The sequence below is a fragment of the Halomonas sp. ALS9 genome (genome assembly GCF_001651035.1).
Taxonomy (GTDB): domain Bacteria; phylum Pseudomonadota; class Gammaproteobacteria; order Pseudomonadales; family Halomonadaceae; genus Vreelandella.
The window spans coordinates 134,236-157,122 of record NZ_LXRG01000065.1 but is presented as its reverse complement, the minus strand read 5'-3'; the positions used below and the strand labels follow the sequence as shown (position 1 = coordinate 157,122).

Sequence of the window (22,887 nt, the reverse complement as noted above, 5' to 3'; positions counted from 1 at the left end):
TGGTTCATTCTATTAATTGATGGGATATTCCTATGCGACTTTTATTCACCGGCGGCAGTGGCAAGGCTGGTCGTCATGCGACGGCGTATCTTCGCGATCAAGGCCACCGTGTTACCAACCTGGATTGGGTGTCGTCCGATGTGCCCGGCATTACCACCCTGAAGACCGACCTGACCGATGCAGGTCAAGTATTCAATGCTTGCCAGGCTTACGCCGGGTTCGACGAACTGGAGCCAGGCACTGGCGTGCCGCGTTACGATGCCATTGTCCACTTCGCGGCTATTCCCGCTATCCTGCACCGGCCAGACAACGAGACCTACCGTATCAATACGTTGAGCACTTATAACGTTCTAGATGCCGCCACCAAACTGGGCATTCCCAAGGTCATCTTCGCTTCCAGCGAGACCACTTATGGCGTCTGTTTCGCCGATGGCGAAAAGAAGCCTGACTACCTCCCCATCGATGAAGAGCACCCCACCGTGCCTCAAGACAGCTACGCCATGAGCAAGGTGGTCAACGAGGTAACGGCGCGCTCTTTCCAGGCACGCTCGGGCATCGACATCTACGGCCTACGTATTAACAACGTTATCGAACCCCACGAATACCGCCAGAACTTTCCGGCCTACATGGACAACCCCGCCCTGCGTCGGCGCAATATCTTCGCCTACATCGACGCCCGCGACCTTGGCCAGATGGTCGATTGCTGCCTGAAGACAGACGGCTTGGGCTACCAGGTATTCAACGTAGCCAATGACGACCTTTCGATGGGCCTGACCAACCCCGAAGTCATCGACCGCTTCTACGCTGGCGTACCGATCAAGCGCGAAATGGGCGAATTTGAGACCTTCTACAGCAACGAAAAAGCGCGTCGCTTGGTCGGCTTTGCACCGCGCCACTCCTGGCGGGATGAGATGGAGCAGTAAAGCCAACTGGGAAAATAAGGGGTTATGCTAGGCTCTGTTGACGCTTCATCGCGGCGCGCGCGGCAGCGTCAACAGACTCTATATGAAAACTGATTGAAGTTGGTACGATCACAGAGGCATTACCATCTATTTCTTTTCAAATATTGAGCCCCGAATGAATGAATACTGACCACTCACCAAATGAGCACCTTGACAAATGGGAAAATGCAAAAAACCCAGTGGTATCAATGTCCAAAGAGTACCCTGCGGGCCATCATATTCCTCCACATCAACATCAGCGTGGGCAGTTGATATATGCCAGCGCAGGTACCATGAGACTAAAAACTTGCGATGAATATTGGTTGCTACCTCCGTTTCGTGGCGTATGGATGCCCCCTGACGTAGACCATGAAATGAGTGCCAGCACATCGGTGTCTTTACGAACATTATATGTCAATGTCGAGTCATTTATCTTAAGCCTACCTAGTCACCCAGTAGGTATAGGTGTCACCCCGCTCTTGCGGGAACTACTGATCCGAGCCTCTTATTTCCCGATAAATTACCAGCCTGACAGTTTTGAAGAGCGCTTATTGAGACTAACACTGGAAGAAATGAGGCATGCATTTGAGGCTGGATTAAAGCTTCCCATGGGTAGAGATAAGCGCTTGAAAAAAATATGCGATACGTTGCTGGAAAATCCTGGGGATGTACGCTCATTGGCAGATTGGGCGAATGAGGTGGGAGCAACCACTCGTACGTTAACCCGACTATTTCGCAGCGAGACAGGTGTTTCTTTTAGCCAATGGCGGGAGCAGGTGCGCATCATAAGTGCTATTTCGGGTTTAAGCACCGGAGAACGTGTCAGCCAAGTTGCTGAAAATCTGGGATATGCTTCACAAGGAGCGTTTACTGTCATGTTCAAGCGTGTAACGGGAAAATCCCCGCGAGAGTATTTGAACGACCTGTCCCGTTCTCAAATAAAATTGTCGTGTACGGAAGAATAAGATTCGAATGAGATTGATATTGTTCCTCTACTTATTGAAATAGCAGGTAGAGGAATATATGAAGCTTTCGCTAAAACCACTGACTGAGCACTATTACTTTCTGATAATCGCATCCACGTTTCTGCAAGGATCTTCTTTTGTCAGCACAAAGATCGTCATGGAAGATATGTCGCCTTTGTGGTTAGCATCTGCTCGCTTCCTTATCGCAGCAGTATCTTTATCGCCTTTTGTTTTGATGCAAATGCGAAAGCATAAGATATTTTTTAAAGACCTTCCTTGGATAAAACTGTTAATAATTGGTGGGTTTCAGACTGCGGGAGTAATGTCGCTGCTCAATATTGGACTAACAGCGACTACCTCCTCAATAGCAGCTATCCTAATGGCCAGTAATCCTCTAATAGTGGTTGTCTTAGCCTGGCTGATTCTGGGGGAACGCTCCTCGGCACTTGCCTTGTTAGGCTTAGCTTTTGCATTTGTTGGCGTGGTGATCTGCATTGGTCTCGACAGTGACGGAACCCATGGGATAGGGCATGGGGAAGTGTTTGTTATGTTAGCTTCAACCTGCTGGGCATCCTCCACCGTGTTAAGCAAGAAATTTGCAATTACGCATTCTCCCTGGATAGTCACTTTCTGGCAGATGCTGCTTGGCTCTCTGCTGCTTATTGCGATAGCAGCATTAAGCAAACAGCCTTTTTCCCTACCCACTGATGCTTACCATTGGGGAATGTTTATGTGGCTGGCAATTCCCGCATCGACTGGGGCGATAGGGCTTTGGTTTGCGGCGTTAAAGATTGGCGGCTCCGTGCATACGAGCGGCTTCCTGTTTCTCTGTCCACTATTCGCTGCCCTGGTTGCATTCATGTTGATCGGACAACGCCCTGAATGGCACGAGATTATAGGCGGTGCGTTGGTAGGTGCAGGTTTGTTCATCATGTCCCGCAAACATTATGCTCGCGGGACAGCTTTGAAAATTAAGTCTAGCTAGTCACAGCGTTCAACAATGATAGCCATTCCTTGTCCAACACCTACACACATAGTGCACAGCGCATAGCGCCCATGGATACGATGGAGGTGATTAATTGAGGTGCCCACCAAACGGGCACCACTCATGCCCAAAGGATGTCCAAGAGCAATGGCTCCACCATTAGGATTGATGCGTGGATCTTTATCGTCTAATCCTAGCTTTCGGACAACGGCAAGCGCCTGGGATGCAAAAGCCTCATTTATCTCCAGTACATCTATATCATCAAGGGTCATTTTTGCTATGTTCAATACCTTATTTACGGCAGGTATTGGCCCAATCCCCATGATGCTGGGCTGAACTCCCGAAGCAGCGCTAGCGACAATACGCGCTCGTGGTTTTAAATTGTGCTTCAAAACGGCATTATTTGAAGCAACCAAAAGCGCTGCGGCTCCATCATTAACGCCAGACGAATTGCCTGCAGTGACTGTGCCACCTTCCTTCCGAAATGGCGTAGCTAGTTGCTTAAGGCCTTCAAGAGTGGTAGCACGAGGATGTTCATCGTGTTCTATAAGACGCGTTTCATGGCGAGATATTTTGACCTCAACAGGAGTGATTTCCTCCTTGAACACCCCTGCTTCTGAAGCAACTTTGTATTTCTGTTGGCTCCAAAATGCGAAATTGTCCTGCTCTTCTCGTTCGATACCAAATTGGCTTGCAACGTTTTCTGCAGTTTCTGGCATGGTATCGACACCATACACTGAGTCCATTCTTGGGTTTATAAAACGCCAGCCAATCGTAGTGTCATATATTTCAGCATGTCGAGAGAAGGCCTGTTCAGGCTTCGGCAGAACCAATGGTGCTCTGGACATAGACTCGACTCCCCCAGCCAGCAATAGTTCTGCTTCACCTGACTTGATATAACGGGAGGCCATAGCGATGGCATCCATACCTGAAGCACATAACCTATTGATGGTGGTTCCAGGAACACCAATATCAAATCCTGCCAACAATAGACTCATTCGAGCTACATTTCGGTTATCTTCTCCCGCCTGATTAGCACATCCCATTATAACATCATCTAAGCAACTCCATTCTATGTTAGAATAACGAGACTTAAGAGTTCTCAGAGGAATAGCTGCTAAATCATCGGCTCTAATATTTGAAAGTGAGCCAGCGTACTTACCAATAGGTGTTCTAACATAATCACATATAAAGGAATTAGTCATAGTCAATCTCACTCTTTCTCATGCATCGAATTCAGTATTTTTTCAAACCATCTTTTAGACTCTTCAATTTCCTCACTAGAAACCAGATGTTTCCTTTCCTCAAAGACAATCTCTTTTACTTTCGCTCCTAGATTTTCAAAACAGTTAGCTGTATCTATAATTCGCGATGCAGGAACCCAACTATCGGTCATGCTTCCGCTGATAAAAATGGGCATACCTAAAAGACTGGAATCATCCTCTTTCTTCACATTTATCTCTGGCCCGAATATCCCACCAGTAAAGATAAACGCTCCACCCAATCTTCTTCTAAATTTAAATAAATATTGGCTGGCAACACAAGCACCCTGAGAGAAGCCCACTAGAAAGACATTCTCTTCTCTAATGCCGCTTTCAATCAAATTTTCAACTATAGATTCAATATAGTTCAATGCATCATCTAAATGAGGTTGATTTTTTTCTATAGCGCGAAGGAAACTGTGCGGATACCAAGTTTTCCCTGGTGCACATGCAAGGATCCAAGTGGCTTCCAAAATACCAATTTGTTTTGCTATGTCGAAAAAATCATCTGGAGATTGACGTCGCCCGTGAAGAAGTATTACAACCTTTTTACCAGGTGAAAGCTTCTCTCCAATATACTTTGAGATATATTTATTATCACATGCATCCATTATATTCACCTTTATATCCTAATTGCGGTTATTTCCTTATCCACTGAGCTATTTGGCGCGTATAGTAACTAACTATAATGTCGGCACCTGCACGTTTGAAACCTGTCATGACCTCCATGACGGTTTCTTTTTCATCTAAAGCACCAGCTAGCGAGCCGAATTTGATAGCGGCATATTCACCGGCTACTTGGTAAATAGCTAAAGGAAGATCAGTGCGATTTCGAAGTTGGCTAACGACGTCTAAATATGGCATACCAGGTTTTACCATCAGGATGTCAGCCCCTTGTTCCTCATCAAGGCGGGCTTCAATCATAGCCTGACGGCCATTTGCATTATCCGCTTGATAACCTAGACGATCGCCTTCAAGCTTACAGTCAACTGCGGAACGAAAGGGGCCATAAAAAGCAGATGAAAACTTTACCGCATGGGCCAGTATGGCAACCTCGGTATAACCAGATTTATCCAGTGCATGACGTATTGCCCCCACCTGCCCGTCCATCATAGATGATGGTGCTAACATATCAGCACCTGCTTGAGCAGCAACAAGGGATTGCTTAACTAGGTTTTCGACAGTTTTGTCGTTGTCAACTTGTCCTTCCGTAACTACTCCACAATGGCCATGAGTGGTGTATTCGCAGAAACAGATATCTGGAATAACCAGCATATCGGATCTACATTCCTTAATGGTACGAATCATGCGTGCCAGCAACCCATCATTGGAAAGAGTATCACTACCCAGACCATCTTTATTATGGGATATTCCAAATGGCATGACGTAACGGATACCTAGCTCATAAAGTGACTCTATCTCTTCACAAAGCAATGATTCAGGTATTCGACAAATACCTGGGAGTTCCTTTATAGGAGTACGCTCAATTGCAACCTCCTCGACAAATATAGGTTGTACTAAATCACTCAGAGTTAAACCGTTTTCTTTAACAAGTTGACGAAATTCATTATTTTTACGCATCCGGCGGGGGCGATGAATTATATTCATGCAACTGCCCTCTCAAAATTAAGCCCGATGGCCTCCCTGGTTTCATCGGGACTTGAAATATCACGCCCAAGCTCACGTGAAATGCGAACGATGCGCTCCACAAGCTGAGCACTTCCAGTTGCTAACTCCCCTTTATTATAATAAACATTATCTTCCAGCCCCGTGCGGACGTGACCTCCAAGAAGTATTGTGTGTATATTAATTGGCAGCTGTTTTCTACCAATCCCTATAGCAGACCACATACTATCATCAGGTATATTATCTATAAGATTCATTAAATTTTTACATTCGGCTGTCACACCTCCATGAATTCCCATAGCAAAAGAGAAGAGCATCGGTAATTTCAGAAAGCCCTCCTTTCCCAAAGATACCGCTTCGTTAATTACACCTGAGTGATAAACCTCAACCTCCGGAATCACGTTGAACCTATTAATATCTTCGGCAAGTTTTTTAGCCAATGCAGGTGGATTAACAAACGGCTTAGCCCCATGATTAACTGACCCGCAATTAAAAGATGCAATTTCAGGGCATAGAGAAAGATGATTCCATGCCTCTTCTGGAGCTAAATGTGGAGGAAGATTTAGTCCGGAAGTACTTAAATTAATTAAAATATCACAGCGTTCGCGAACTCTCTCAACAATCTCTCTCCATACATTGAAGTCGTAGCTTGGGCTACCTTCCGAGTCGCGAGCATGTATGTGGGCAATACTCGCACCAGCCTGCCAGCACTGGTAGACAGACTCAGCAATTTCTTCAGGAGTGTAAGGAACACTTGGATTTTTTCCGCGTGAGGTTATTCCACCGTTTACTGCAGCGGTAATAATGAGCTTTTCCATTCGTACGGCCTCTTTATAACGGTTGACAACACAACGCTTATTATCCTCCTGAAACTCAACGAATGACTTTTTCACTTAAGACATAAATTGTTTAGAAAAAGAAAATTCCGTGAAAACAATTTAGCCAATGGTTTATTATTTATTTTTCAATAGCTGGGTGAACGTAGACCCAGAGTGCAATACATTCACTAGATGGTTGAGGAGCTTTCATGGTGGGCCATCACTTCTACCGTACATTTAAAGTCAAAGCGTTTTCTAATTGAGTACCAAGACAACCTGTCAGCAGCCGTCCTTATGAATGTTCAGGAGTACCAGAAGTTGATAGACGAATTGGAAGCTCTGCCGCTCGAGACCGCTTGGCAATCTTCCAAGCTGACCAGGCGGTCTCCCACGACGATATGCGCTTGCTCTTCAGCCAGGGCGAATAATCAATGGCTTGGCAGGTTATTTACCACCCTGACGTCCAACGGGATTTGACCAGGCTGGGTGCTGCCGCCGCTAACCGTATCCTTGACGTCATCGAGGAACGCATCCGCGACGGAGAACCCGGTAAACTTGGAAAACCGCTACGGGGTGCCCTGGCGGGATGTCGGCGGATGCGCACCGGCAACATTCGCATTGTTTACAAAGTGGACGGTGACGCCATTCAGGTATTAATTATCACCGTGGGGGCCAGGCGCGTTGAAGAAGTCAATAAGATTGCCAATCAACGCGTTAAATAACCTTTTCCCGCAGCATTTGATGATTTGGCAGCGGATTAAAATCAGCATCACCCTTTTATCGGCACAAACACCGGCGCGCCATCCACTTCTACCACTGCTAGTCGCTGGCGGTAGAGGCGTACTAAAGCACTGGGCACCAGCATGCTATCTCGCGGGCCCCAGCACGCCTCCCCATTAGGATAGATCAGTAAAATATGGTCGCACCAGCGCGCCGCCAGATTTAAGTCATGTAGACACATCACCACGGCTTGCCCCTTGGCAGCCTGCTCCGCCATCAGCGTCATTACAGCGCTCTGGTGGTGCAGATCAAGATGGTTGGTGGGCTCGTCGGCCAACCACAGGTTGGGCGCCTGGGTCAGTACAGTAGCTATTGCCACCCGCTGGCGCTCGCCGCCAGAAAGCGTGCTGACCAAGCGGTCACGTAGATGCGCCACATCCAGGCACTCCAGAGCAGCTTCGGCGCGGGCGTAGTCATCGGCGCCCTCCATCTGCCATGGGGATAGGTAGGGATGGCGACCAATCAGTGCCGTTTCCAGCACGGTCGCCGGGAATCCATCCTGGCGATCTTGAAATACCACGCCTAAACGCTGGGCGATGTGGCGGCGGCGCAGTTGACCAAGCGTTGTGTCGTTGAGTTGAACGCTGCCTGAACGTGGAGCATGCAGCCCTGCCAAGGTATGCAGCAGCGTGGTTTTACCCGCCCCGTTAGGGCCTAACACTCCCCACACCTGGCCTGGTTCAATGACTAGGTTTAACGGCGTACCTCCTGCGCGTTCGGGCACGTCGATGATGAGGTCTCGGGTAGCCAGTACGCTCATCAGCGGCTCCGGTAGAGCAGGAACAGGAAGGTGGGCACGCCCAATAGTGCCGTGATTACCCCAACGGGCAGCTGTTCCGGGGCGATCATGGTGCGCGCCAGAGTATCGGCCAGCACTAAAAGCGTGCCGCCCGCCAGTGCGCAGGCAGGCAGTATCAGTCGCTGGTCGTTGCCTAACAGCAGGCGCAACATATGCGGCACCACCAACCCGACAAAACCAATGCTGCCTGCGGTGGTCACGGCCGCAGCGGTGAGCAGGCTGGCGGCAACGTAAATACCCCACTCCAGCGGCCTAACCGCAACGCCCAGCGCGGCGGCTTGCTGCGGGCCACGGGCCAGCACATTCAGGCTACGCCCCAGCGGAATCAGTACCACGCAGGTAGCCAATAATAGTAGAAGCGGCGGCCAAGGTGTTCGCGCGTAGGAGAGATCGCCCATCAGCCAGTAGAGCATGCCCGGCAGGCGTTCGGCGGGGCTCATCGCCAGCATTAGCGTAATCACCGCGCCCCACCCCGCCGCGACCACTACGCCGGTAAGCAGTAATCGCGAAGGCGTCCAACTTCCGCTGCCGTGGGCCAAGCCAAACACTAAAAAAGTAGAAAAAAGCGCACCGCCAAAGGCCGAACCTGAAATCGCCAGCCCGCCGAGACCACCCAGCATGGCCGCCAGCGCGCCAATCGAGGCACCGCCGGAAAGCCCCAGCACATAAGGGTCAGCGAGAGGATTGCGCAGTAGTACCTGCATCAAGGCGCCCGCGACCGCCAACAAACCGCCGACAGCAAACGCCGAGAGTGCCCTAGGTAGGCGCAACTCCATCACCATGGTGCGCGCCAGAGCGTCATCTCCACTCTGCCCTATATGACCAAGTGCAACGTCCCAAATTTGCGCCGGAGAAATCTGCGCACTGCCAACTCCAAGGGCGATGATCAGCGACGCCAACGCCGCTAGTAATAGCAGGCTAAGCGGCAGACCCAAGCGTGAAAGCATTAACTGCGCCCACGCTTTTGGCGTGCAATATCCAGCTTCTCACAGAGTATCTGTGTGCCCTCCATCAGCCGCGGCGTAGGCCGTTGGATCAACGAAGGCGGCACAAAAAAGAGATTGTCTTCGGCCACGGCCTTCAGATTGGGGTACTGCTCCCAGTGGGTCAGCCAGTGGCGATTCTCTTCGCCCATACCCCCGGCAACAATTGCTTCAGGATTCGCGGCTAACACGGCCTCATCATCGATACGCGGCACCCGCCGCGACAGCCCGCCAAACACATTTTGACCACCGCAAATCTCGATCACCTGACCGATCAGGTGCTGGTCGTTAATGCTCATTAGCGGCTCATCCCACACTTGGTAGAACGTGGTTACTGGGTCGCGATCTCGGTAGCGCGACGCAAGCGCGGCCATGGTGTCGCGGAAATTATCGGCCACCGTCTGCCCGACCACCTCAGTGCCTGCCAATCGCGCCAAGCGCTCAATGGCACTGGCCACGCCTGCTACATCGCGGGGTTCGATATAGAACACAGGCATGCCCAGGGCTTCAAGGGTTTCAAGTTGTTCGGCGGGGTTGCCGGTCACCCAACCAATGACTAGATCAGGTGCCAACCTCACCAGCGTTTCTAGATCAATTCGGGTATGGCTGCCCACCGAGACCACTTGTTGGGCTTCCGGCGGGTAATCGCTAAAAGAGACGACGGCGACCACTTGATCCCCTGCGCCCGCCGCATAGGTCAGTTCAGTGGCGCCGGGCGAGAGCGTGGCGATGCGCTGGGCAGCGTTATGAAGACACACTTCACGGTCACGATCATCCACAACGCAGCGCGAGTGATCGTGACCCAACGACGCTGCCGACATTAGCAACAGCGCGAGGCCCAAGGCCCCACGCGCAACACTCCTTGCTCTATTGGCCAAAGTGAACACTCAAGAATCCTGCTCGACCAGCGTTAATATAGTCACGTGACGTCGAATACTCTTTATCAAAGGCATTTTCTAGCGTAACACGAGCGCTCCAGAGTGGCGCAAACCGCCATCCTGCGCGCAGGTTAACCAGCCCATAGCCCCCTAATCGTTGCGTATTGGCGACGTTATCGTAGCGGTAACTCTGCGCCACTAACGAGCCGCCCAACGACCAATCGCCAAGCTCGCGGTCTGCATCCAGGCGCACACTTTGACTGGCACGGCGGGCTAAGCGATTACCGGTATCTCGATCTTCCGGATCCAGATAGGTAAAGGCAGCCTGGAGTGTCCAATCGTTGACCTCGACTCCGCTGGCTAGCTCGGCACCACGTATACGCGCACGGTTAACGTTTTGCGGTGCCCATAAACCGCTCGATGTTGGTGCCCAGGCAATCAGATCATCGTAGTCGTTTTGAAAGGCGGCCAAATCCCAGAACCACTGGCTGTATTGGCCGCGAACACCCACTTCAACAGTTTCAGAGGTTTCCGGATTGAGATCGGGGTTACCCGAATCCGGCCAATAGAGATCATTAAAGCTCGGCGCTTTGAACGCAGTGCCTACACTGGCACGCAGTGTGTGATCGTTATCCAGCTCGTAGCCTAGCGCCAAGCTGCCGGTGACTTCATCGCCATAGGCTTCGTTGTCGTCGTAACGCAGGCTGGCTTGAATAGCAAACGATGAGAAGTCGAGCAGCCCTTGGGTAAACACAGCGGTGTTATCGCGGCTGGTGACATCAAAATCGTTGGTGCTTGAAACGCGGTCTTCACTGATTTCAGCGCCAGCGATCAATTCATGGGCGCCAAACTGAAGGTTGTTCTGCCAGCGGGCGGCTCGGGTGCGGGTATCAATGATCGAGTCGCCAAAATTATCTAGCGTATCCAGCTCGTCGCGGGCTTCGCTAAGGGTCAGGCGACTCTGCCAGGTATCGGTTACCGGCACCTCGCCGTAGATGCCAGTCACCTGCTGGACGAAGTCATTCTCTCCACCGTCATATTCGTTGTTACCGCGCGCGCGCAGCGCCAGCATGCCGACTTCAGCGCCACTCTCAAAGGTATGTGCAACGCGGGCCAGCGCCGACGTATTGTCGTAGCCTTTGTCGTCACCGCCGCGACGAACGGGCTGGCCATCGGTATTGAAATGGCTAGCGGCAAAGCTGTAGCGTGTGCCCCCCTCACGGCCAGAAACGCCTGCGCTTAAACGCTGGGTATTAAAGGAACCACCGCCCACTGAGATTCTGGGGCGCGGGCCCTCTTCGTCGCCATCAGGGGTAAACAGCTGAATGACACCACCGACCGCATCCGCACCGTAAAGGCTACCGCGTGGGCCGCGTACGATTTCCGCGCGATCAAATATGCGTGGGTCTAGATACTGAAATGCGGCGCCGCCCGCCGTGGCAGATCGCAGGCGAATACCGTCGATCATCAGCACGGAGGCATCGCTGGGCGTACCACGCAGGTAAACGCTGCTGTTTTTACCAAAGCTGCCGTTGCTGGTGATATCAACACCCGGCTGGCCGCGCAGAAGATCGCTCAAGCTGGTGGGATCTTGGCGGCGAAAAGTGGCTTCGTCCAGCACGCTAACCGATGAAAGGCTCTCGTTGGCAGTGCGCGGCGCTAACACAGCGGTCACTACGACAGGATCAAGCGTGGCTAATTCGGTCGTCGCTTCGGCGTATTGGGCCTCGGCCTGGATGTGAAAGGCTAGCGGTAAAGCAGCCATACTAAACGCCGCCCGTTTGGCGGTGGTGTGGAAACGGTGGTTCATGGAGGATCCCTTGCTCGTCGTGCTCACCCGCACAACGTCGTTTTATTGACCGAGCGCAGGACAAGACAAGGAAATCACGGTCGCACTGCATAATTGCGTCGTGCCACCGTTAATCGCCCTGAGAGCACCCACCGCGTCTCGGCATGTATCGGTTCAGGCGAGAACCGTTACTCTCGGGCCGGTCTCCGGGCTGACGAGCGAAAGATGTCTCTAGCAAAGAACCATTCTTTCCGAACGACCACCTTCCCGTGCATAAGCACAGTGGCGTTATAGCCGTTGTTATCTCGATCACCGTTGCGGGGGCAGCGTTGGAATCACGTAAATCACCAACTTCCCGTTTCACTAGAGGCTTTTTACACCGCCAGCACCTGAGAGTGGGCGTAAGCTAGCAACTTGTTGGGGGGCGGTCAATTGGAGGTGGCATGACACTGTTAAGCAAAAGTTTCAGTGGCTACTTAATCGCCATCAGCAGCCCATGCCGCACATACCACACCTGCTTGGCCTGAACAGAGGCGTCTTGGTTAAACCAGCCGTTTAAATCACGCAGGCGGCGCTGTTCGGGCTGCATGGGCACAATGCCGCGGCCGACTTCGGTAGTGATGATAACTAACGCCGCATTTAACTGTTTGGCACGCTGGCAGAGCTGTGTCATATCGCCCTGCCACTGCTGGCGCAAAGGGTCGTTTTCCGCGTTTACTAACGCGGCTTCTAGCCAGGCAAGCACACCGCTTATCACCAGCGGTCTATCAGCAATCAGCGTTTGCTGGCACGCCGCCAGTTGCTGACCCGGCATTAGCCGATGCCATAAAGCGTCGGGAAAGCGAGCCGCTACGGCGTCGCGCTTTCCAGCGCAGGCACCGCCGATGAAGAGCTGCATTGCCATTCCTCTTTGCCTTGTTCGTTTTGCTTATAAATCAGTTGCCAGCGCCTGCCTTGGGCCTGAGCTACCGTGCCATCCCAAAAATGAATGGTTTCAAAGCGGCGGCGCAGCTCACGAATCACGCCACCGTGGGTAACGACTAGAATTTTTTTGTGGCCACCCTCTTGGGCATTTATTGCCACGTTATCCAGCCAAGCGTCTAGACGCTTACGCAATTGAGCCGCCGATTCGCCGCTGGGAATCTGCAACTCGCCGACGCTATCAATCCAGGCGCGGTAATGGGGTAAATCCTTTAGCTCGTCGTAAACCTTGCCTTCGTATTCACCAAAATCGAGCTCCCGCAGGCGTGGCTCCAGCATTACTGGAAGCCCCTCTTTTGCGGCCTGGGCCCATTCCAAGGTTTGCTGGCAGCGTTGCAGATCACTAGAGTAAATAGCATCTAAACGCTCATCAAACAGCGCATCACGCAGCGCCAGCAACCCTGTTTCTGCATCGGGAAACAGCAGCGGAATATCTTGCTGGCCTTGATAACGGCGTTCTAAATTCCAAGCGGTGATACCGTGGCGAACTGCCACCAGCTCCACATTAAGATCAGTAGCCAAAGCTCTCCTCCTTCAATGGTGGCACCGACCATATCGCCGTTAATGCCATTAAACAGTCGCAACATAAACCAGCGCATTAGTACCACAAAAACCATGACCGTTAGCCCCCACAGCACCAGACTGGAGGCTAATAGCGCGATAACCGCCAGCGGTACCAGCCCCAGTGCCACATCCTGGCCGCTAAGCGACTGTTGCCAGCTCCTCGCCAGGCCTTTCGGCTGGGCGCAGGGCGTCAGCACTAGCAAGGCAACGCCCCCCCAGCGCCCTAGCGCGGGCACCACCAGCAGCCACCAGAGCGGCGCTTGATAGGTAAGCAATGCCCATAGCAATACCCCCTTCCAGGCGAGTAGAAACACCAGCGCCAGGATACCAAAGCTACCGATTTGCGGGTCTTTCATAATCTCCCAGCGGCGCGCCAGGGGCTGATTGCTGCCCAGGGCATCGGCGACATCCATCACACCATCCAGGTGCAGCCCACCTGAGAGGGCCACCCAGACGCTTAATATCGCCAGCGCGGTGATCGGTGTGGGAGCGTTGTGCATCGCAAATGCCAGCATCACCAGCAAACTGCCGATCAACAGACCCACCAAGGGATAAGCGCGTACCGCCCAGCGACGAGTGTCGGGTGTCCAGGGGGCGGCAATGGGAATCGGGATGCGCGTCAAAAACTGAAGGGCCAGCACAAAACCGAATAGAACGTTTTTCACAGTGCTCTCTTCCAAAGAAGCTTTCCGTCATTTTTCCATTCAATGGCACAGCCCGCGACCACTTCTAGCACTGAGTCCGCCTCTGCCGCTACCCAGCGGTGAGCACGCTGAAGAAACGTCAGGTAGCGCCAGGTCTCATTATCGCTAGGCGGTAGCGATTCGTTAATGTCGTTGGAGACAATCACCAACTGAATATGGCGAGCTTTAGCGCTTTGCATGGCCCGTTGCAGCAGCTCCAAGCCCTCCTCTGCGCTAAGGGAACTGGCGTATAGCACTTGGCTGGCCCATAGGGTTAGGCAATCCAGCAGCACCGCACTGCCATCAGGCACGCCTGCCAACGCTTGATCAATCGCTAGCGGCGCCTCAATCGTTATCCAATTGACGCTTTGCCCTTGCGCGTTCCTCGCCTGCTGGTGTCGTGCCACTCGCTCGGCCATCTCATCGTCATACACGTTGGCGGTGGCAAGGTAGTAACAGCTATCCGTACCAGCCGCGCTGAGCGCCAGCTGCTCGGCAGCCTCACTTTTACCGGAGCGTGCGCCGCCGCTAACAAAGACAATCATGTATCACCTCTAATAGCCGCTGGTTGGCGGGCCCATCGCGCAGTGCGATGCGCAGCCAGCCGCCGTCTAATCCAGCAAAGCTATGGGTATGACGTACCAGCATGCCTTGGCGTAGCAGCCGTTCAAACAGCACATCGCTGGTCATTGCATGTTCAGCACCAGGGCGGATAAGGAAAAAACAGGCGAGACTAGGGACGACTTCCAAGCCCAACTGTGTCAGCGCCTGCTCCATGCGCGGGCGTTCATTGGTGATCCATTGGTGGGTACGCTGAGCAAAGCCACGGTCTGCCAGCAGCGGCGCCACCAGCTCTGCCGCCAAATGGTTAACGCTCCAAGGCGGCTGGTGAGACTCTGCTGCTTTGATAGTCGCCCCATCTGCCAGCATATAGCCCAGCCTCAAGCCCGGAAGAGTATAAAACTTGGTCATCGAGTGCAGCAGAATCAGATGTGAATAGCGGGCCAGCAAAGGTGCTAGTGACGACTGCAGTTGGGTATCGCCCACCATATCCACGAACGCTTCATCGACAACAACGCGACAGCCAATTGAAGCGGTGACATCCAGCAGCGCTTCCATTGCCGGGGCATCGATAAGCGTCGCCGTCGGGTTATTGGGCCGGCATAGAAACAGCACATCAATGCCGTCAACCTCTGCCAATAGAGAGTCAACGTCCAGCGCAAAGTGCGGCGCGGACAGCGCGATGTCTGTGACCGCGAGCCGATGGGCGCGGCAAGCGCGGGCATATTCGCCAAAGCTGGGAGTAAGAACCGCCGCCCGTTTACCGGCATGCAGCGCAGCGGCGAGGAAAATCGCCTCGGCGCCGCCGTTGGTTAGCAGCACCTGTTCGGGCTGGAGGTGGTGGTGGGCCGCAATAGCGTGGCGAGCAACGGAGTAATCCGGCGCAGGATAACGCTCGAGACCTGCCAACTGCTTCACTAACCAATCGCTTACCCAGGCCGGAGGCCCCAAAGGGTTAAGGTTAGCGCTAAAGTCTTCCAGGCGGTGGTCGGCGGGCAAGCCGAAGTGCGCGAGTAGCGCCTCAGCTTGGCCGCCGTGCGCGGGCCATGGGGACATGTTCATAACAGCCCTCTAATCAACATAAGTGCTGCTATCACCACCACTGACAGCACCATAAACAGTAGCCAAGCGCCGTGCATTAAACGCACCGCAGCAGTGATATGCGTTACCTGCAGCACTTCAAGCGGCTCACCTAGGGTAGCGCGCTGAGACACCACGCCTTGATAGTAATTAGTGCCACCCAACTGAACGCCGAGCAGCCTTGCCACCATGGCCTCCGGCCAGCCCGCATTGGGGCTTGGATGTCGCGGCGCATCACGGCAGGTGCCGTTCAGTGCGCCTTTCCAGCGCAGATTCAAAACACCTGAAACATCCAATAGCAAACCAGCGAGCCACAAACACAGTGCGGTTAAGCGTGCGGGAATCCAATTGGCTAGGTCGTCCAGCTTCGCGGAGGCGAAACCAAAATCGGCATAGCGCTGGTTTTTGTAGCCTACCATCGAATCCAGGGTATTCACCGCCTTATACGCCAGCGCTAGCGGCGCCCCGCCGATTAGGGCGAAAAATAGCGGTGCGGTAATGCCGTCAACGGTGTTTTCCGCCACAGTTTCCACCGTACCTCGGGTGATTTCTGCTTCATCCAAGCTATGCGTATCGCGCCCCACTATCATTCCCAACGCCTTGCGTGCGGAGGGCAGATCGCCTTTTGTCAGCGGTTCAACCACGGCGCGGGCCGCATCGCCTAGACCTTTAATCGCAAGCGTAGTAGACAGCAGCCAAAGCTCGGCGATTAACGCTAGTCCTGGGTGCAATCGTTCTAGCAGCGCTAGCGCTAGCCAGCTAATCCCCCATACGCCACCGACGACAATAGTGGTTAGCAGGAAGCCACTGACTCTGCGCTGCTGCGCCACGCCACGGTTCCATAGCCGCTCAAAGGCGCTGATAAAACGTCCTATCAATACCACTGGATGCGGCAATGAGCGCGGATCGCCAATCATTAAGTCAATCACTATCGCCAGAACAACCAGCGCCAACCCAGCGAGTGGATCGCCGACCATCATGGCGCTGCCTTATCGCTAACACCGGCATCGTTAAAGGTCGCCATCTCCGCCACCATCGCTGTCGCCGCCTGCAGCAATGGATACGCCAGCGCGGCACCACTGCCCTCCCCTAGCCGCATGCCCATATCGAGAAGCGGCCTAGCCTCTAGAGCCGTTAGCGCTACGTCATGCCCTGGCTCCTGGGAACGGTGGCCAAAAATCAGATAACCGCGCACAGCGGGGCATATTCGGCAGGCGGTGAGCGCGGCCACGGTGGCAATAAAGCCATCCACAATCGCAGGCATCTGATTGGCCGCGGCTGCCAAATAAGCGCCGGTCATCGCGGCAATTTCCAGGCCGCCTAGCTTGGCCAGCACCTCTAGAGGGGTCTGGGGATCAGCGTTACGCGCCGCGATGGCGCGCTCAATCACGGCTACTTTGTGTGCCTGCTGCTGTGGGTTAATCCCGGTACCCGCACCAACGACGCTGGCTACCGATTCACCTGTTAGCACCGCCAGCATGGCACTGCTGGCAGTGGTATTGGCAATGCCCATCTCGCCGACAATAAGGCACTTTGCTGCCGCCTTTTTTGCCCGTTCAACGGCGGCGACACCTACCTCTATAGCGGCCAATGCCTGATCAGCCTGCATGGCATCTTCCACCACCATATTGGCGGTTCCCGCGCGCACTTTGGCAGAAGTCACGCCAGACATTGTTAAGGACGAAGCTACGCCTACGTCTACTATCTCGACCTGCGCACCTATTTGCCGGGCAAACACATTAATTGCCGCCCCACCGTTGTCGAAGTTGGCCACCATCTGGGCAGTCACTGCCTGGGGAAAGGCGGATACTCCCTCAATGGCAACGCCATGATCCGCAGCAAACACGATTACCGCAGGCGGCATCACAATGGGCTTAAGCTCACCGGTGATGGCGCTCAGCTGAATAGCCAATTCTTCCAGGGCCCCCAAACTACCTTGCGGTTTGGTCAACGTATCCAAGTAGCGTCGCGTCGCTTCTCCAGCCCTGGGATCAACTGACTGAATCTGGTCAACAATGGCGTGCATGCAGGCTCCGGCCCAGTAAGGGTCATCAAACATTCAAAGTTAAAGCTCAAAATGGTAGCAAAAGCCTGGATGCTATACTTGCTATTTCACTGGCCATCATTCCACCCTCGTTGGGTTCCATGTATACCATCGCGTGCTTTACGTGAGGCGACCGGCACCCTACATTCGGGTAATAAAACTACAAATGTGGTTTTTATTACCGTAAAGTCTCTTAAATCGACGCTAAAAAATGTAAAATAACTACAATATTTACTCACCGTCTCTATCATGCAGAGGTTCCTATGCCGAGCTCAACACCCGCCACTTTAAACCCTACCGTTGCTGAGGTTACCCAGCGTATTCGTGAGCGTTCTGCAGAGCGTCGCGCCCTCTACGAACAGCGCATGGCTGACCAGCATAAACGCGGTGTGCACCGTGCTGAGTTAAGCTGCGGTAATCTGGCCCACGGCTTTGCTGCCTGCAACCCGCAGGACAAAGATTCCCTCAAGCTGATGAACAGTGCCAACCTGGGGATCATTTCGGCCTACAACGATATGCTCTCGGCCCACCAGCCGTTCGAAACTTTCCCGGCCACTATCAAAGCCGCTGCCAACGCGATGGGGTCAACGGCCCAGTTTGCCGGTGGTGTACCGGCCATGTGCGATGGCGTGACCCAGGGCCAGCCGGGCATGGAGTTGTCGCTATTCTCACGGGATGTGATTGCCATGGCCGCCGCCGTGGGACTTTCCCACAACATGTTCGACGCTGCACTCTACCTGGGCGTGTGCGATAAAATTATCCCCGGGCTGTTTATTAGCGCCGCGCGCTTTGGCCACCTGCCCGCGATGTTTGTGCCAGCAGGGCCCATGCCCAGCGGCCTGCCCAACAAGGAAAAAGCCCGCGTTCGTCAGCTGTATGCCGAGGGCAAGGTGGGTCGCGATGCGCTGCTTGAAGCAGAGTCGGATTCATACCACAGCCCCGGCACCTGCACCTTTTACGGCACGGCCAACTCCAACCAGCTGATGATGGAAGTGATGGGCCTGCACCTGCCGGGCACTTCCTTCGTCAACCCTGGCACCGAGATGCGTGAAGCGTTGACCCGTTATGCCACCGAGCAGGCGATTCGCAACACCGAGCCCGGTGGCAACTACCGCCCGTTCTACAAGCAAATCGACGAGCGCGCCATCGTCAATGCCGTCGTTGGGCTTCTTGCTTCTGGCGGTTCGACCAACCACACGCTGCATTTGATCGCCATGGCCGCCGCTGCCGGTATTACCCTGAACTGGGATGACTTCACCGCGCTTTCTGCGGTCACCCCCAGCCTGATGCAGGTCTACCCCAACGGCCAAGCGGATATTAACCACTTCCAGGCCGCTGGCGGCATGAGCTACCTGTTCCGCGAACTGCTTGGCGCTGGCCTGCTCCACGGCGATATTCCCACCGTGTTTGGCACCGACCTGACCGCCTACACCCAGGAGCCTTTTCTGGAAGACGGCAAAGTCGTCTGGCACGAAGGCCCCGAAAACAGCCTTGATGAGAACGTGCTGCGCCCCGTCGCCACGCCTTTTGCGCCGACGGGTGGTTTAACCGTTATGAAAGGCAACCTGGGCCGTGGTGTGATCAAAGTCTCCGCGGTGGCCGAGGAGCATCGCATTGTAGAAGCACCGGTGAAGATTTTCGAAGACCAGAACGAAATGAAAGCGGCCTTCGAGTCCGGCGATTTGGATCGTGACGTGATCGTGGTCGTCCGTTTCCAAGGCCCCAAAGCCAACGGCATGCCAGAACTGCATAAACTGACGCCGTTCCTGGGCGTGTTACAAGATCGTGGTTATAAAGTAGCGCTAGTGACTGACGGCCGCATGTCGGGCGCGTCGGGCAAGGTGCCTGCCTCCATTCACATGAGCCCGGAGGCCCTGGACGGCGGCCCGCTGGCCAAACTCCGCGATGGCGACATCGTGCGTCTGGATGCCAACGCCGGTACGCTGGAAGCCAAAGTTGCCCCTTCCACCTGGGCAGAACGTGAACTGGCAATTGGCAACCTAGATCACTACCACGTCGGCCTGGGCCGTGAGCTGTTTTCAGGCTTTCGCCACCTGGCCATGCGCGGTGAAGAAGGCGCTGGAGTATTTGGTGGTTTTGAAGCCGATGATCTCGCCCGCCAGCAGGGGCAAATCTCACAAGAGGATGCCTGATGCGACCGGCTTTAATCGGCGATATCGGCGGCACCAACGCACGTCTGGCGTTGGTGTCGCCAGGTGAAATAACCCCGCGTGATATTTTGAACTTACCCTGCGCCGACTACCCTGGCGTTGTAGAAGCCGTTCAAGATTACTTGAGTCGCGTGGGCGCCACCGGTGACAACGCGCCTCAAGAGGCGTGCTTAGCTTTTGCCTGCCCCGTACATAACGAGCGGGTCAAAATGACCAACAACCACTGGGACTTTTTAAAGAGTGACGTTCGACAGACGCTGAATCTGTCCCTTTTTAAAGTCATCAACGACTTCACCGCACAGGCATTGGGCGTACCTCATGTGGCTGAAAGTGATTTAGTGGAAATCCAGCCAGGTCAGACCCAAGCCCACTCGACGCGGTTGGTGATCGGCCCTGGCACCGGGTTGGGCGTTGCCGGGGTATTTCCTGGGCAGCACGCCTGGATTCCGCTGCCCACCGAAGGCGGCCACGTCACTTTCGCGCCCACAGATAGCACCGAGCGGGCGCTGTTGGAGGTATTTCTCCAGCGTCACAAACGGGTGAGCGTAGAGCGCATCCTATGCGGCCAGGGTTTACTGGAGCTTTACCAAGCGCACTGTAGCCTTGAGGGAGTTGAACCACGCCTTACCAGCCCGGCAGAAGTGACCACAGCGGCCAACGAGGGCGATAGCCTGGCCACCGCAGCCTTGCTGCGCTTTCTAAAAATACTCGGCGATGTGTGCGGCGATGCCACCTTAACCATGGGCGCCAGGGGTGGGGTCTATCTATGCGGCGGCATTCTTCCACGCCTACTGGAGTGGCTGCCAAAAAGCGAACTACGCGACGCTTTTGTCAATAAAGGCCGCATGGGCGCCTATAACGCCGACATTCCCGTGTGGGTGGTGACCGCGCCCTGGACGGGGCTGCTAGGCGCCGCCGAAGCGCTGCATAACGAAGAAGTTTTCTAACAGCATTTCTAATAAAATCAACAGGGAACCTGCTATGCCCGCCGCCACCTTTGATGTGCCGTTTGTACTCGGCATGATGCGTTTGCACGAAGCGTCTGACATGCATGACCCTAAACAGTTGGCCGATTGGATCGAAGCACGCCTGGAACAGGGCCTAAACTGGTTTGACCATGCCGATATCTACGGCGGCAACCAGGGTGAAACGCTGTTTGGCGCCGCGCTAAAAACCCGCCCTGCCCTGGCTCGGCGGGTTCATATCGTCACTAAAGCAAGCATCGCCAACGACAACCCAGCCCCCGGGTCGAGTAAGGTAAAGCACTACAACGCTAGCCCCGCTTATCTAAGTAGCGCCATCGACGCATCGCTTGGGCGTTTAAACGTCGAACGCCTCGATCATTTCCTGATCCACCGCCCCGATCTGCTCATGAACGCTGACGCCACTGGTCGCGCGCTGGACGATGCCATTGAAGCAGGCAAAATTGGCGCTGCAGGCATTTCCAACCACCTGCCCAGCCAGTGGCGGCGCTTGCAAGGCGCCATGCATCACCGCTTATCCGCCAACCAGATTGAGCTCTCGATTGCTCACACAGCCCCGCTATTTGACGGTAGCTTTGACGATCTATGTGCCGATGGCCACGCTCCCATGGCGTGGTCACCTCTGGCAAGCGGGCAATTGATGCAAGGCGCTGTTAGCGACTGTTTGGATAAGTGGGCAACCAAGCTTGAGTGCGCTCCCAGCGCTTTAGCGCTGGCATGGCTGCGCAGCCTGTCCAACTCGCCGGTACCGGTGATTGGCAGCGTTAAACCTGAGCGCATCAGCGATATGCTTAATGGCCCCGCAACGCTCCCCCGGGAAGCGTGGTACGAACTGCTTGAAGCTGCACGCGGCCACTGCGTGGCATAAAGTTGTCCAGTGCAACACTGTCAGGTAAAAAACAGCCCGGTGCAAAACTGCCTGTTTTAAAACAAATACATTAATCACAATAAGGAGCCACAAATGACACCCGTTATTGCCTTTGGGGAAGCGCTGGTCGATATGCTCTCCAGTCGTTTGGGAGCCGCGACTGATACCCAGGAAACCTTTACCCCCTACGCCGGTGGCGCGCCCGCGAACGTGGCGGTCGCCTGCGCCCGCTTGGGTGTACCTAGCCAGTTTCTGGGTATGGTGGGTGACGATACCTTTGGGCATTTTTTGCTGCGTGAACTTAAAAGTCATGGCGTCGACACCAGCGGCGTTATGCTCACAAAACAGTCACGCACGGCGCTGGCGTTCGTTTCCCGGGATGACGTTGGCGAACGCACCTTTGATTTTTATCGCCCACCCGCCGCTGATCTGCTCTATCGCCTTGAGCATCTACCCCATGGCGTCTTCGAGAACCCGGCCATTCTGCACTTGTGCAGTAACAGCCTGACTGACCCTGAGATCGCCGACGTCACCCTGGCGATGGCCACCATGGCCAAGCGCGCAGGCTGCCTGGTCAGCGTAGACGCCAACTTACGCCATAACCTGTGGCCCGGCGGTGAAGCGGATGCCAGCTTAGTCACACAGCTGCTGGACGGCGCCGAGCTGCTCAAGCTCTCCCAGGAAGAGCTCGACTATTTGCGCGCCGATCACCCCGCAGAGTCATGGCTTTCAGAACGGCTGGCAGCTGGGGTTAAAGTTATCTTGATTACCGATGGACCCAACGACGTCCTGCTCAAAGGCGTCGGCATCGACCAGCGCATTGCGCCACCTAAAGTGGAGGCAGTCGATACCACCGCCGGTGGCGATGCTTTTATTGGCGGGCTGTTGGCTGAGCTCTCAGCCCACGGCATCAATGAAAACTGGCAGAGCGATGCCGATTTCCTTCATCGGGCAGTAGATACCGCCTGCCGCTGCGGCGCCCATGCGGTTACCCGCCCAGGCGCTTACGCCTCACTCCCTACTCACGCGGATATTGAAGCGTTGCGTGCAGGTTGATATCAAGTCAGGCTATGGCTGCTGAAAGCCCTTAATCTAAAACGCCACCTAATTCGGGTGGCGTTTGCTA

Annotated in this window: 23 protein-coding genes and 1 riboswitch; of the genes, 8 read left to right on the top strand and 15 right to left on the bottom strand. The window is 54.3% G+C overall.

What is annotated here, in order from left to right:
• The first annotated feature begins 32 nt into the window (after window positions 1–32).
• The 3 genes from A6R74_RS04835 to A6R74_RS04830 all read left to right on the top strand — a co-directional run bounded on the left by A6R74_RS04835 (window position 33) and on the right by A6R74_RS04830 (window position 2,891).
• A complete protein-coding gene (locus A6R74_RS04835; RefSeq protein WP_064233328.1) occupies window positions 33–923 on the top strand; it encodes an NAD-dependent epimerase/dehydratase family protein in 891 nt (296 codons plus the stop codon).
• Window positions 924–1,081: 158 nt separating this feature from the next.
• Complete coding sequence (locus A6R74_RS22180; RefSeq protein WP_082906598.1) at window positions 1,082–1,906, top strand: AraC family transcriptional regulator; 825 nt, start codon at window positions 1,082–1,084, stop codon at window positions 1,904–1,906.
• Between the two features lie 58 nt (window positions 1,907–1,964).
• On the top strand, window positions 1,965–2,891 hold the full coding sequence (locus A6R74_RS04830) for a DMT family transporter (RefSeq protein ID WP_064233327.1): 927 nt from the start codon (window positions 1,965–1,967) through the stop codon (window positions 2,889–2,891).
• Here the strand turns inward: A6R74_RS04830 and pcaF are convergent.
• From pcaF to A6R74_RS04810, 4 genes are read right to left on the bottom strand one after another with little or no spacing between them, the layout of a single operon-like run.
• Complete coding sequence (pcaF, locus tag A6R74_RS04825; RefSeq protein ID WP_064233326.1) at window positions 2,888–4,096, bottom strand: 3-oxoadipyl-CoA thiolase; 1,209 nt, start codon at window positions 4,094–4,096, stop codon at window positions 2,888–2,890. The genes A6R74_RS04830 and pcaF overlap by 4 nt on opposite strands.
• Window positions 4,097–4,104: 8 nt before the next feature.
• Complete coding sequence (locus tag A6R74_RS04820) at window positions 4,105–4,764, bottom strand: alpha/beta hydrolase (protein WP_064233325.1); 660 nt, start codon at window positions 4,762–4,764, stop codon at window positions 4,105–4,107.
• A 28-nt stretch (window positions 4,765–4,792) separates the two neighbouring features.
• Window positions 4,793–5,761, bottom strand: coding sequence for a porphobilinogen synthase (gene hemB, locus A6R74_RS04815; protein WP_064233324.1), 969 nt, complete (start codon window positions 5,759–5,761; stop codon window positions 4,793–4,795).
• Complete coding sequence (locus A6R74_RS04810) at window positions 5,758–6,597, bottom strand: 3-keto-5-aminohexanoate cleavage protein (protein ID WP_064233323.1); 840 nt, start codon at window positions 6,595–6,597, stop codon at window positions 5,758–5,760. Before A6R74_RS04810 ends, hemB begins: the two co-directional genes overlap by 4 nt.
• Before the next feature lie 431 nt (window positions 6,598–7,028).
• Between A6R74_RS04810 and A6R74_RS04805 the strand changes: the two genes are divergently transcribed.
• Window positions 7,029–7,319: a type II toxin-antitoxin system RelE family toxin gene (locus A6R74_RS04805; RefSeq protein WP_064233322.1), complete on the top strand. Its 291-nt coding sequence runs from the start codon at window positions 7,029–7,031 to the stop codon at window positions 7,317–7,319.
• 47 nt (window positions 7,320–7,366) lie between these two features.
• Here the strand turns inward: A6R74_RS04805 and A6R74_RS04800 are convergent, their stop codons facing one another.
• The 11 genes from A6R74_RS04800 to cobT form a co-directional block, all read right to left on the bottom strand.
• Window positions 7,367–8,137 carry an ABC transporter ATP-binding protein gene (locus tag A6R74_RS04800; protein ID WP_064233321.1) on the bottom strand — a complete coding sequence of 257 codons (771 nt, stop codon included), beginning with the start codon at window positions 8,135–8,137 and terminating at the stop codon, window positions 7,367–7,369.
• Window positions 8,137–9,123 carry a FecCD family ABC transporter permease gene (locus A6R74_RS04795; RefSeq protein WP_064233320.1) on the bottom strand — a complete coding sequence of 329 codons (987 nt, stop codon included), beginning with the start codon at window positions 9,121–9,123 and terminating at the stop codon, window positions 8,137–8,139. The genes A6R74_RS04800 and A6R74_RS04795 overlap by 1 nt, the downstream gene beginning before the upstream one ends.
• The gene (locus A6R74_RS04790; protein WP_251041205.1) at window positions 9,123–9,980 is read right to left on the bottom strand and encodes a cobalamin-binding protein; all 858 of its coding nucleotides are present in this window, start codon (window positions 9,978–9,980) and stop codon (window positions 9,123–9,125) included. The genes A6R74_RS04795 and A6R74_RS04790 overlap by 1 nt, the downstream gene beginning before the upstream one ends.
• Before the next feature lie 46 nt (window positions 9,981–10,026).
• A complete protein-coding gene (locus tag A6R74_RS04785; RefSeq protein ID WP_064233319.1) occupies window positions 10,027–11,847 on the bottom strand; it encodes a TonB-dependent receptor domain-containing protein in 1,821 nt (606 codons plus the stop codon).
• A gap of 159 nt (window positions 11,848–12,006) precedes the next feature.
• A riboswitch (cobalamin riboswitch) is annotated at window positions 12,007–12,234 on the bottom strand.
• A 64-nt stretch (window positions 12,235–12,298) separates the two neighbouring features.
• Complete coding sequence (locus tag A6R74_RS04780) at window positions 12,299–12,724, bottom strand: bifunctional adenosylcobinamide kinase/adenosylcobinamide-phosphate guanylyltransferase (RefSeq protein WP_064233318.1); 426 nt, start codon at window positions 12,722–12,724, stop codon at window positions 12,299–12,301.
• Entirely contained in the window at window positions 12,676–13,329 is a 654-nt protein-coding gene (locus A6R74_RS04775; protein ID WP_064233317.1) for a histidine phosphatase family protein, read from the bottom strand. Before A6R74_RS04775 ends, A6R74_RS04780 begins: the two co-directional genes overlap by 49 nt.
• A complete protein-coding gene (cobS, locus tag A6R74_RS04770; RefSeq protein ID WP_064233316.1) occupies window positions 13,266–14,036 on the bottom strand; it encodes an adenosylcobinamide-GDP ribazoletransferase in 771 nt (256 codons plus the stop codon). Before cobS ends, A6R74_RS04775 begins: the two co-directional genes overlap by 64 nt.
• Entirely contained in the window at window positions 14,033–14,599 is a 567-nt protein-coding gene (locus tag A6R74_RS04765) for a bifunctional adenosylcobinamide kinase/adenosylcobinamide-phosphate guanylyltransferase (protein WP_064233315.1), read from the bottom strand. The genes cobS and A6R74_RS04765 overlap by 4 nt, the downstream gene beginning before the upstream one ends.
• Window positions 14,583–15,677 (bottom strand): threonine-phosphate decarboxylase CobD, encoded by a 1,095-nt coding sequence (gene cobD, locus A6R74_RS04760; RefSeq protein WP_064233314.1) that lies wholly within the window; start codon window positions 15,675–15,677, stop codon window positions 14,583–14,585. The genes A6R74_RS04765 and cobD overlap by 17 nt, the downstream gene beginning before the upstream one ends.
• Window positions 15,674–16,672, bottom strand: coding sequence for an adenosylcobinamide-phosphate synthase CbiB (gene cbiB / locus A6R74_RS04755; protein ID WP_064233571.1), 999 nt, complete (start codon window positions 16,670–16,672; stop codon window positions 15,674–15,676). Before cbiB ends, cobD begins: the two co-directional genes overlap by 4 nt.
• Window positions 16,672–17,721 (bottom strand): nicotinate-nucleotide--dimethylbenzimidazole phosphoribosyltransferase, encoded by a 1,050-nt coding sequence (gene cobT, locus A6R74_RS04750; RefSeq protein WP_064233313.1) that lies wholly within the window; start codon window positions 17,719–17,721, stop codon window positions 16,672–16,674. The genes cbiB and cobT overlap by 1 nt, the downstream gene beginning before the upstream one ends.
• Window positions 17,722–18,002: 281 nt before the next feature.
• Here cobT and edd point away from each other — a divergent pair, with 281 nt between their 5' ends.
• From edd to A6R74_RS04730, 4 genes are all read left to right on the top strand, one after another.
• Entirely contained in the window at window positions 18,003–19,892 is a 1,890-nt protein-coding gene (edd, locus tag A6R74_RS04745) for a phosphogluconate dehydratase (protein ID WP_064233312.1), read from the top strand.
• Window positions 19,892–20,857, top strand: a complete 966-nt coding sequence (gene glk / locus A6R74_RS04740; protein WP_064233311.1) for a glucokinase — start codon at window positions 19,892–19,894, stop codon at window positions 20,855–20,857. Before edd ends, glk begins: the two co-directional genes overlap by 1 nt.
• A 34-nt stretch (window positions 20,858–20,891) precedes the next feature.
• Entirely contained in the window at window positions 20,892–21,761 is an 870-nt protein-coding gene (locus A6R74_RS04735) for an aldo/keto reductase (protein WP_064233310.1), read from the top strand.
• A 93-nt stretch (window positions 21,762–21,854) separates the two neighbouring features.
• Entirely contained in the window at window positions 21,855–22,817 is a 963-nt protein-coding gene (locus A6R74_RS04730; RefSeq protein ID WP_064233309.1) for a carbohydrate kinase family protein, read from the top strand.
• The last annotated feature ends 70 nt before the right edge of the window (window positions 22,818–22,887 follow it).

Coding starts and splice junctions, on each gene's coding strand:
- A6R74_RS04820 (WP_064233325.1), bottom strand. CDS start 4,764: ATGGATGCATGTGATAATAAATATATCTCAAAGTATATTGGAGAGAAG.
- A6R74_RS04785 (WP_064233319.1), bottom strand. CDS start 11,847: ATGAACCACCGTTTCCACACCACCGCCAAACGGGCGGCGTTTAGTATG.
- A6R74_RS04730 (WP_064233309.1), top strand. CDS start 21,855: ATGACACCCGTTATTGCCTTTGGGGAAGCGCTGGTCGATATGCTCTCC.
- A6R74_RS04735 (WP_064233310.1), top strand. CDS start 20,892: ATGCCCGCCGCCACCTTTGATGTGCCGTTTGTACTCGGCATGATGCGT.
- A6R74_RS04790 (WP_251041205.1), bottom strand. CDS start 9,980: ATGTCGGCAGCGTCGTTGGGTCACGATCACTCGCGCTGCGTTGTGGAT.
- A6R74_RS04795 (WP_064233320.1), bottom strand. CDS start 9,123: ATGCTTTCACGCTTGGGTCTGCCGCTTAGCCTGCTATTACTAGCGGCG.
- A6R74_RS04765 (WP_064233315.1), bottom strand. CDS start 14,599: ATGATTGTCTTTGTTAGCGGCGGCGCACGCTCCGGTAAAAGTGAGGCT.
- cbiB (WP_064233571.1), bottom strand. CDS start 16,672: ATGGTCGGCGATCCACTCGCTGGGTTGGCGCTGGTTGTTCTGGCGATA.
- A6R74_RS04805 (WP_064233322.1), top strand. CDS start 7,029: ATGGCTTGGCAGGTTATTTACCACCCTGACGTCCAACGGGATTTGACC.
- A6R74_RS04800 (WP_064233321.1), bottom strand. CDS start 8,137: ATGAGCGTACTGGCTACCCGAGACCTCATCATCGACGTGCCCGAACGC.
- A6R74_RS22180 (WP_082906598.1), top strand. CDS start 1,082: ATGAATACTGACCACTCACCAAATGAGCACCTTGACAAATGGGAAAAT.
- edd (WP_064233312.1), top strand. CDS start 18,003: ATGCCGAGCTCAACACCCGCCACTTTAAACCCTACCGTTGCTGAGGTT.
- A6R74_RS04810 (WP_064233323.1), bottom strand. CDS start 6,597: ATGGAAAAGCTCATTATTACCGCTGCAGTAAACGGTGGAATAACCTCA.
- cobD (WP_064233314.1), bottom strand. CDS start 15,677: ATGAACATGTCCCCATGGCCCGCGCACGGCGGCCAAGCTGAGGCGCTA.
- pcaF (WP_064233326.1), bottom strand. CDS start 4,096: ATGACTAATTCCTTTATATGTGATTATGTTAGAACACCTATTGGTAAG.
- glk (WP_064233311.1), top strand. CDS start 19,892: ATGCGACCGGCTTTAATCGGCGATATCGGCGGCACCAACGCACGTCTG.
- A6R74_RS04830 (WP_064233327.1), top strand. CDS start 1,965: ATGAAGCTTTCGCTAAAACCACTGACTGAGCACTATTACTTTCTGATA.
- A6R74_RS04835 (WP_064233328.1), top strand. CDS start 33: ATGCGACTTTTATTCACCGGCGGCAGTGGCAAGGCTGGTCGTCATGCG.
- cobT (WP_064233313.1), bottom strand. CDS start 17,721: ATGCACGCCATTGTTGACCAGATTCAGTCAGTTGATCCCAGGGCTGGA.
- hemB (WP_064233324.1), bottom strand. CDS start 5,761: ATGAATATAATTCATCGCCCCCGCCGGATGCGTAAAAATAATGAATTT.
- A6R74_RS04780 (WP_064233318.1), bottom strand. CDS start 12,724: ATGCAGCTCTTCATCGGCGGTGCCTGCGCTGGAAAGCGCGACGCCGTA.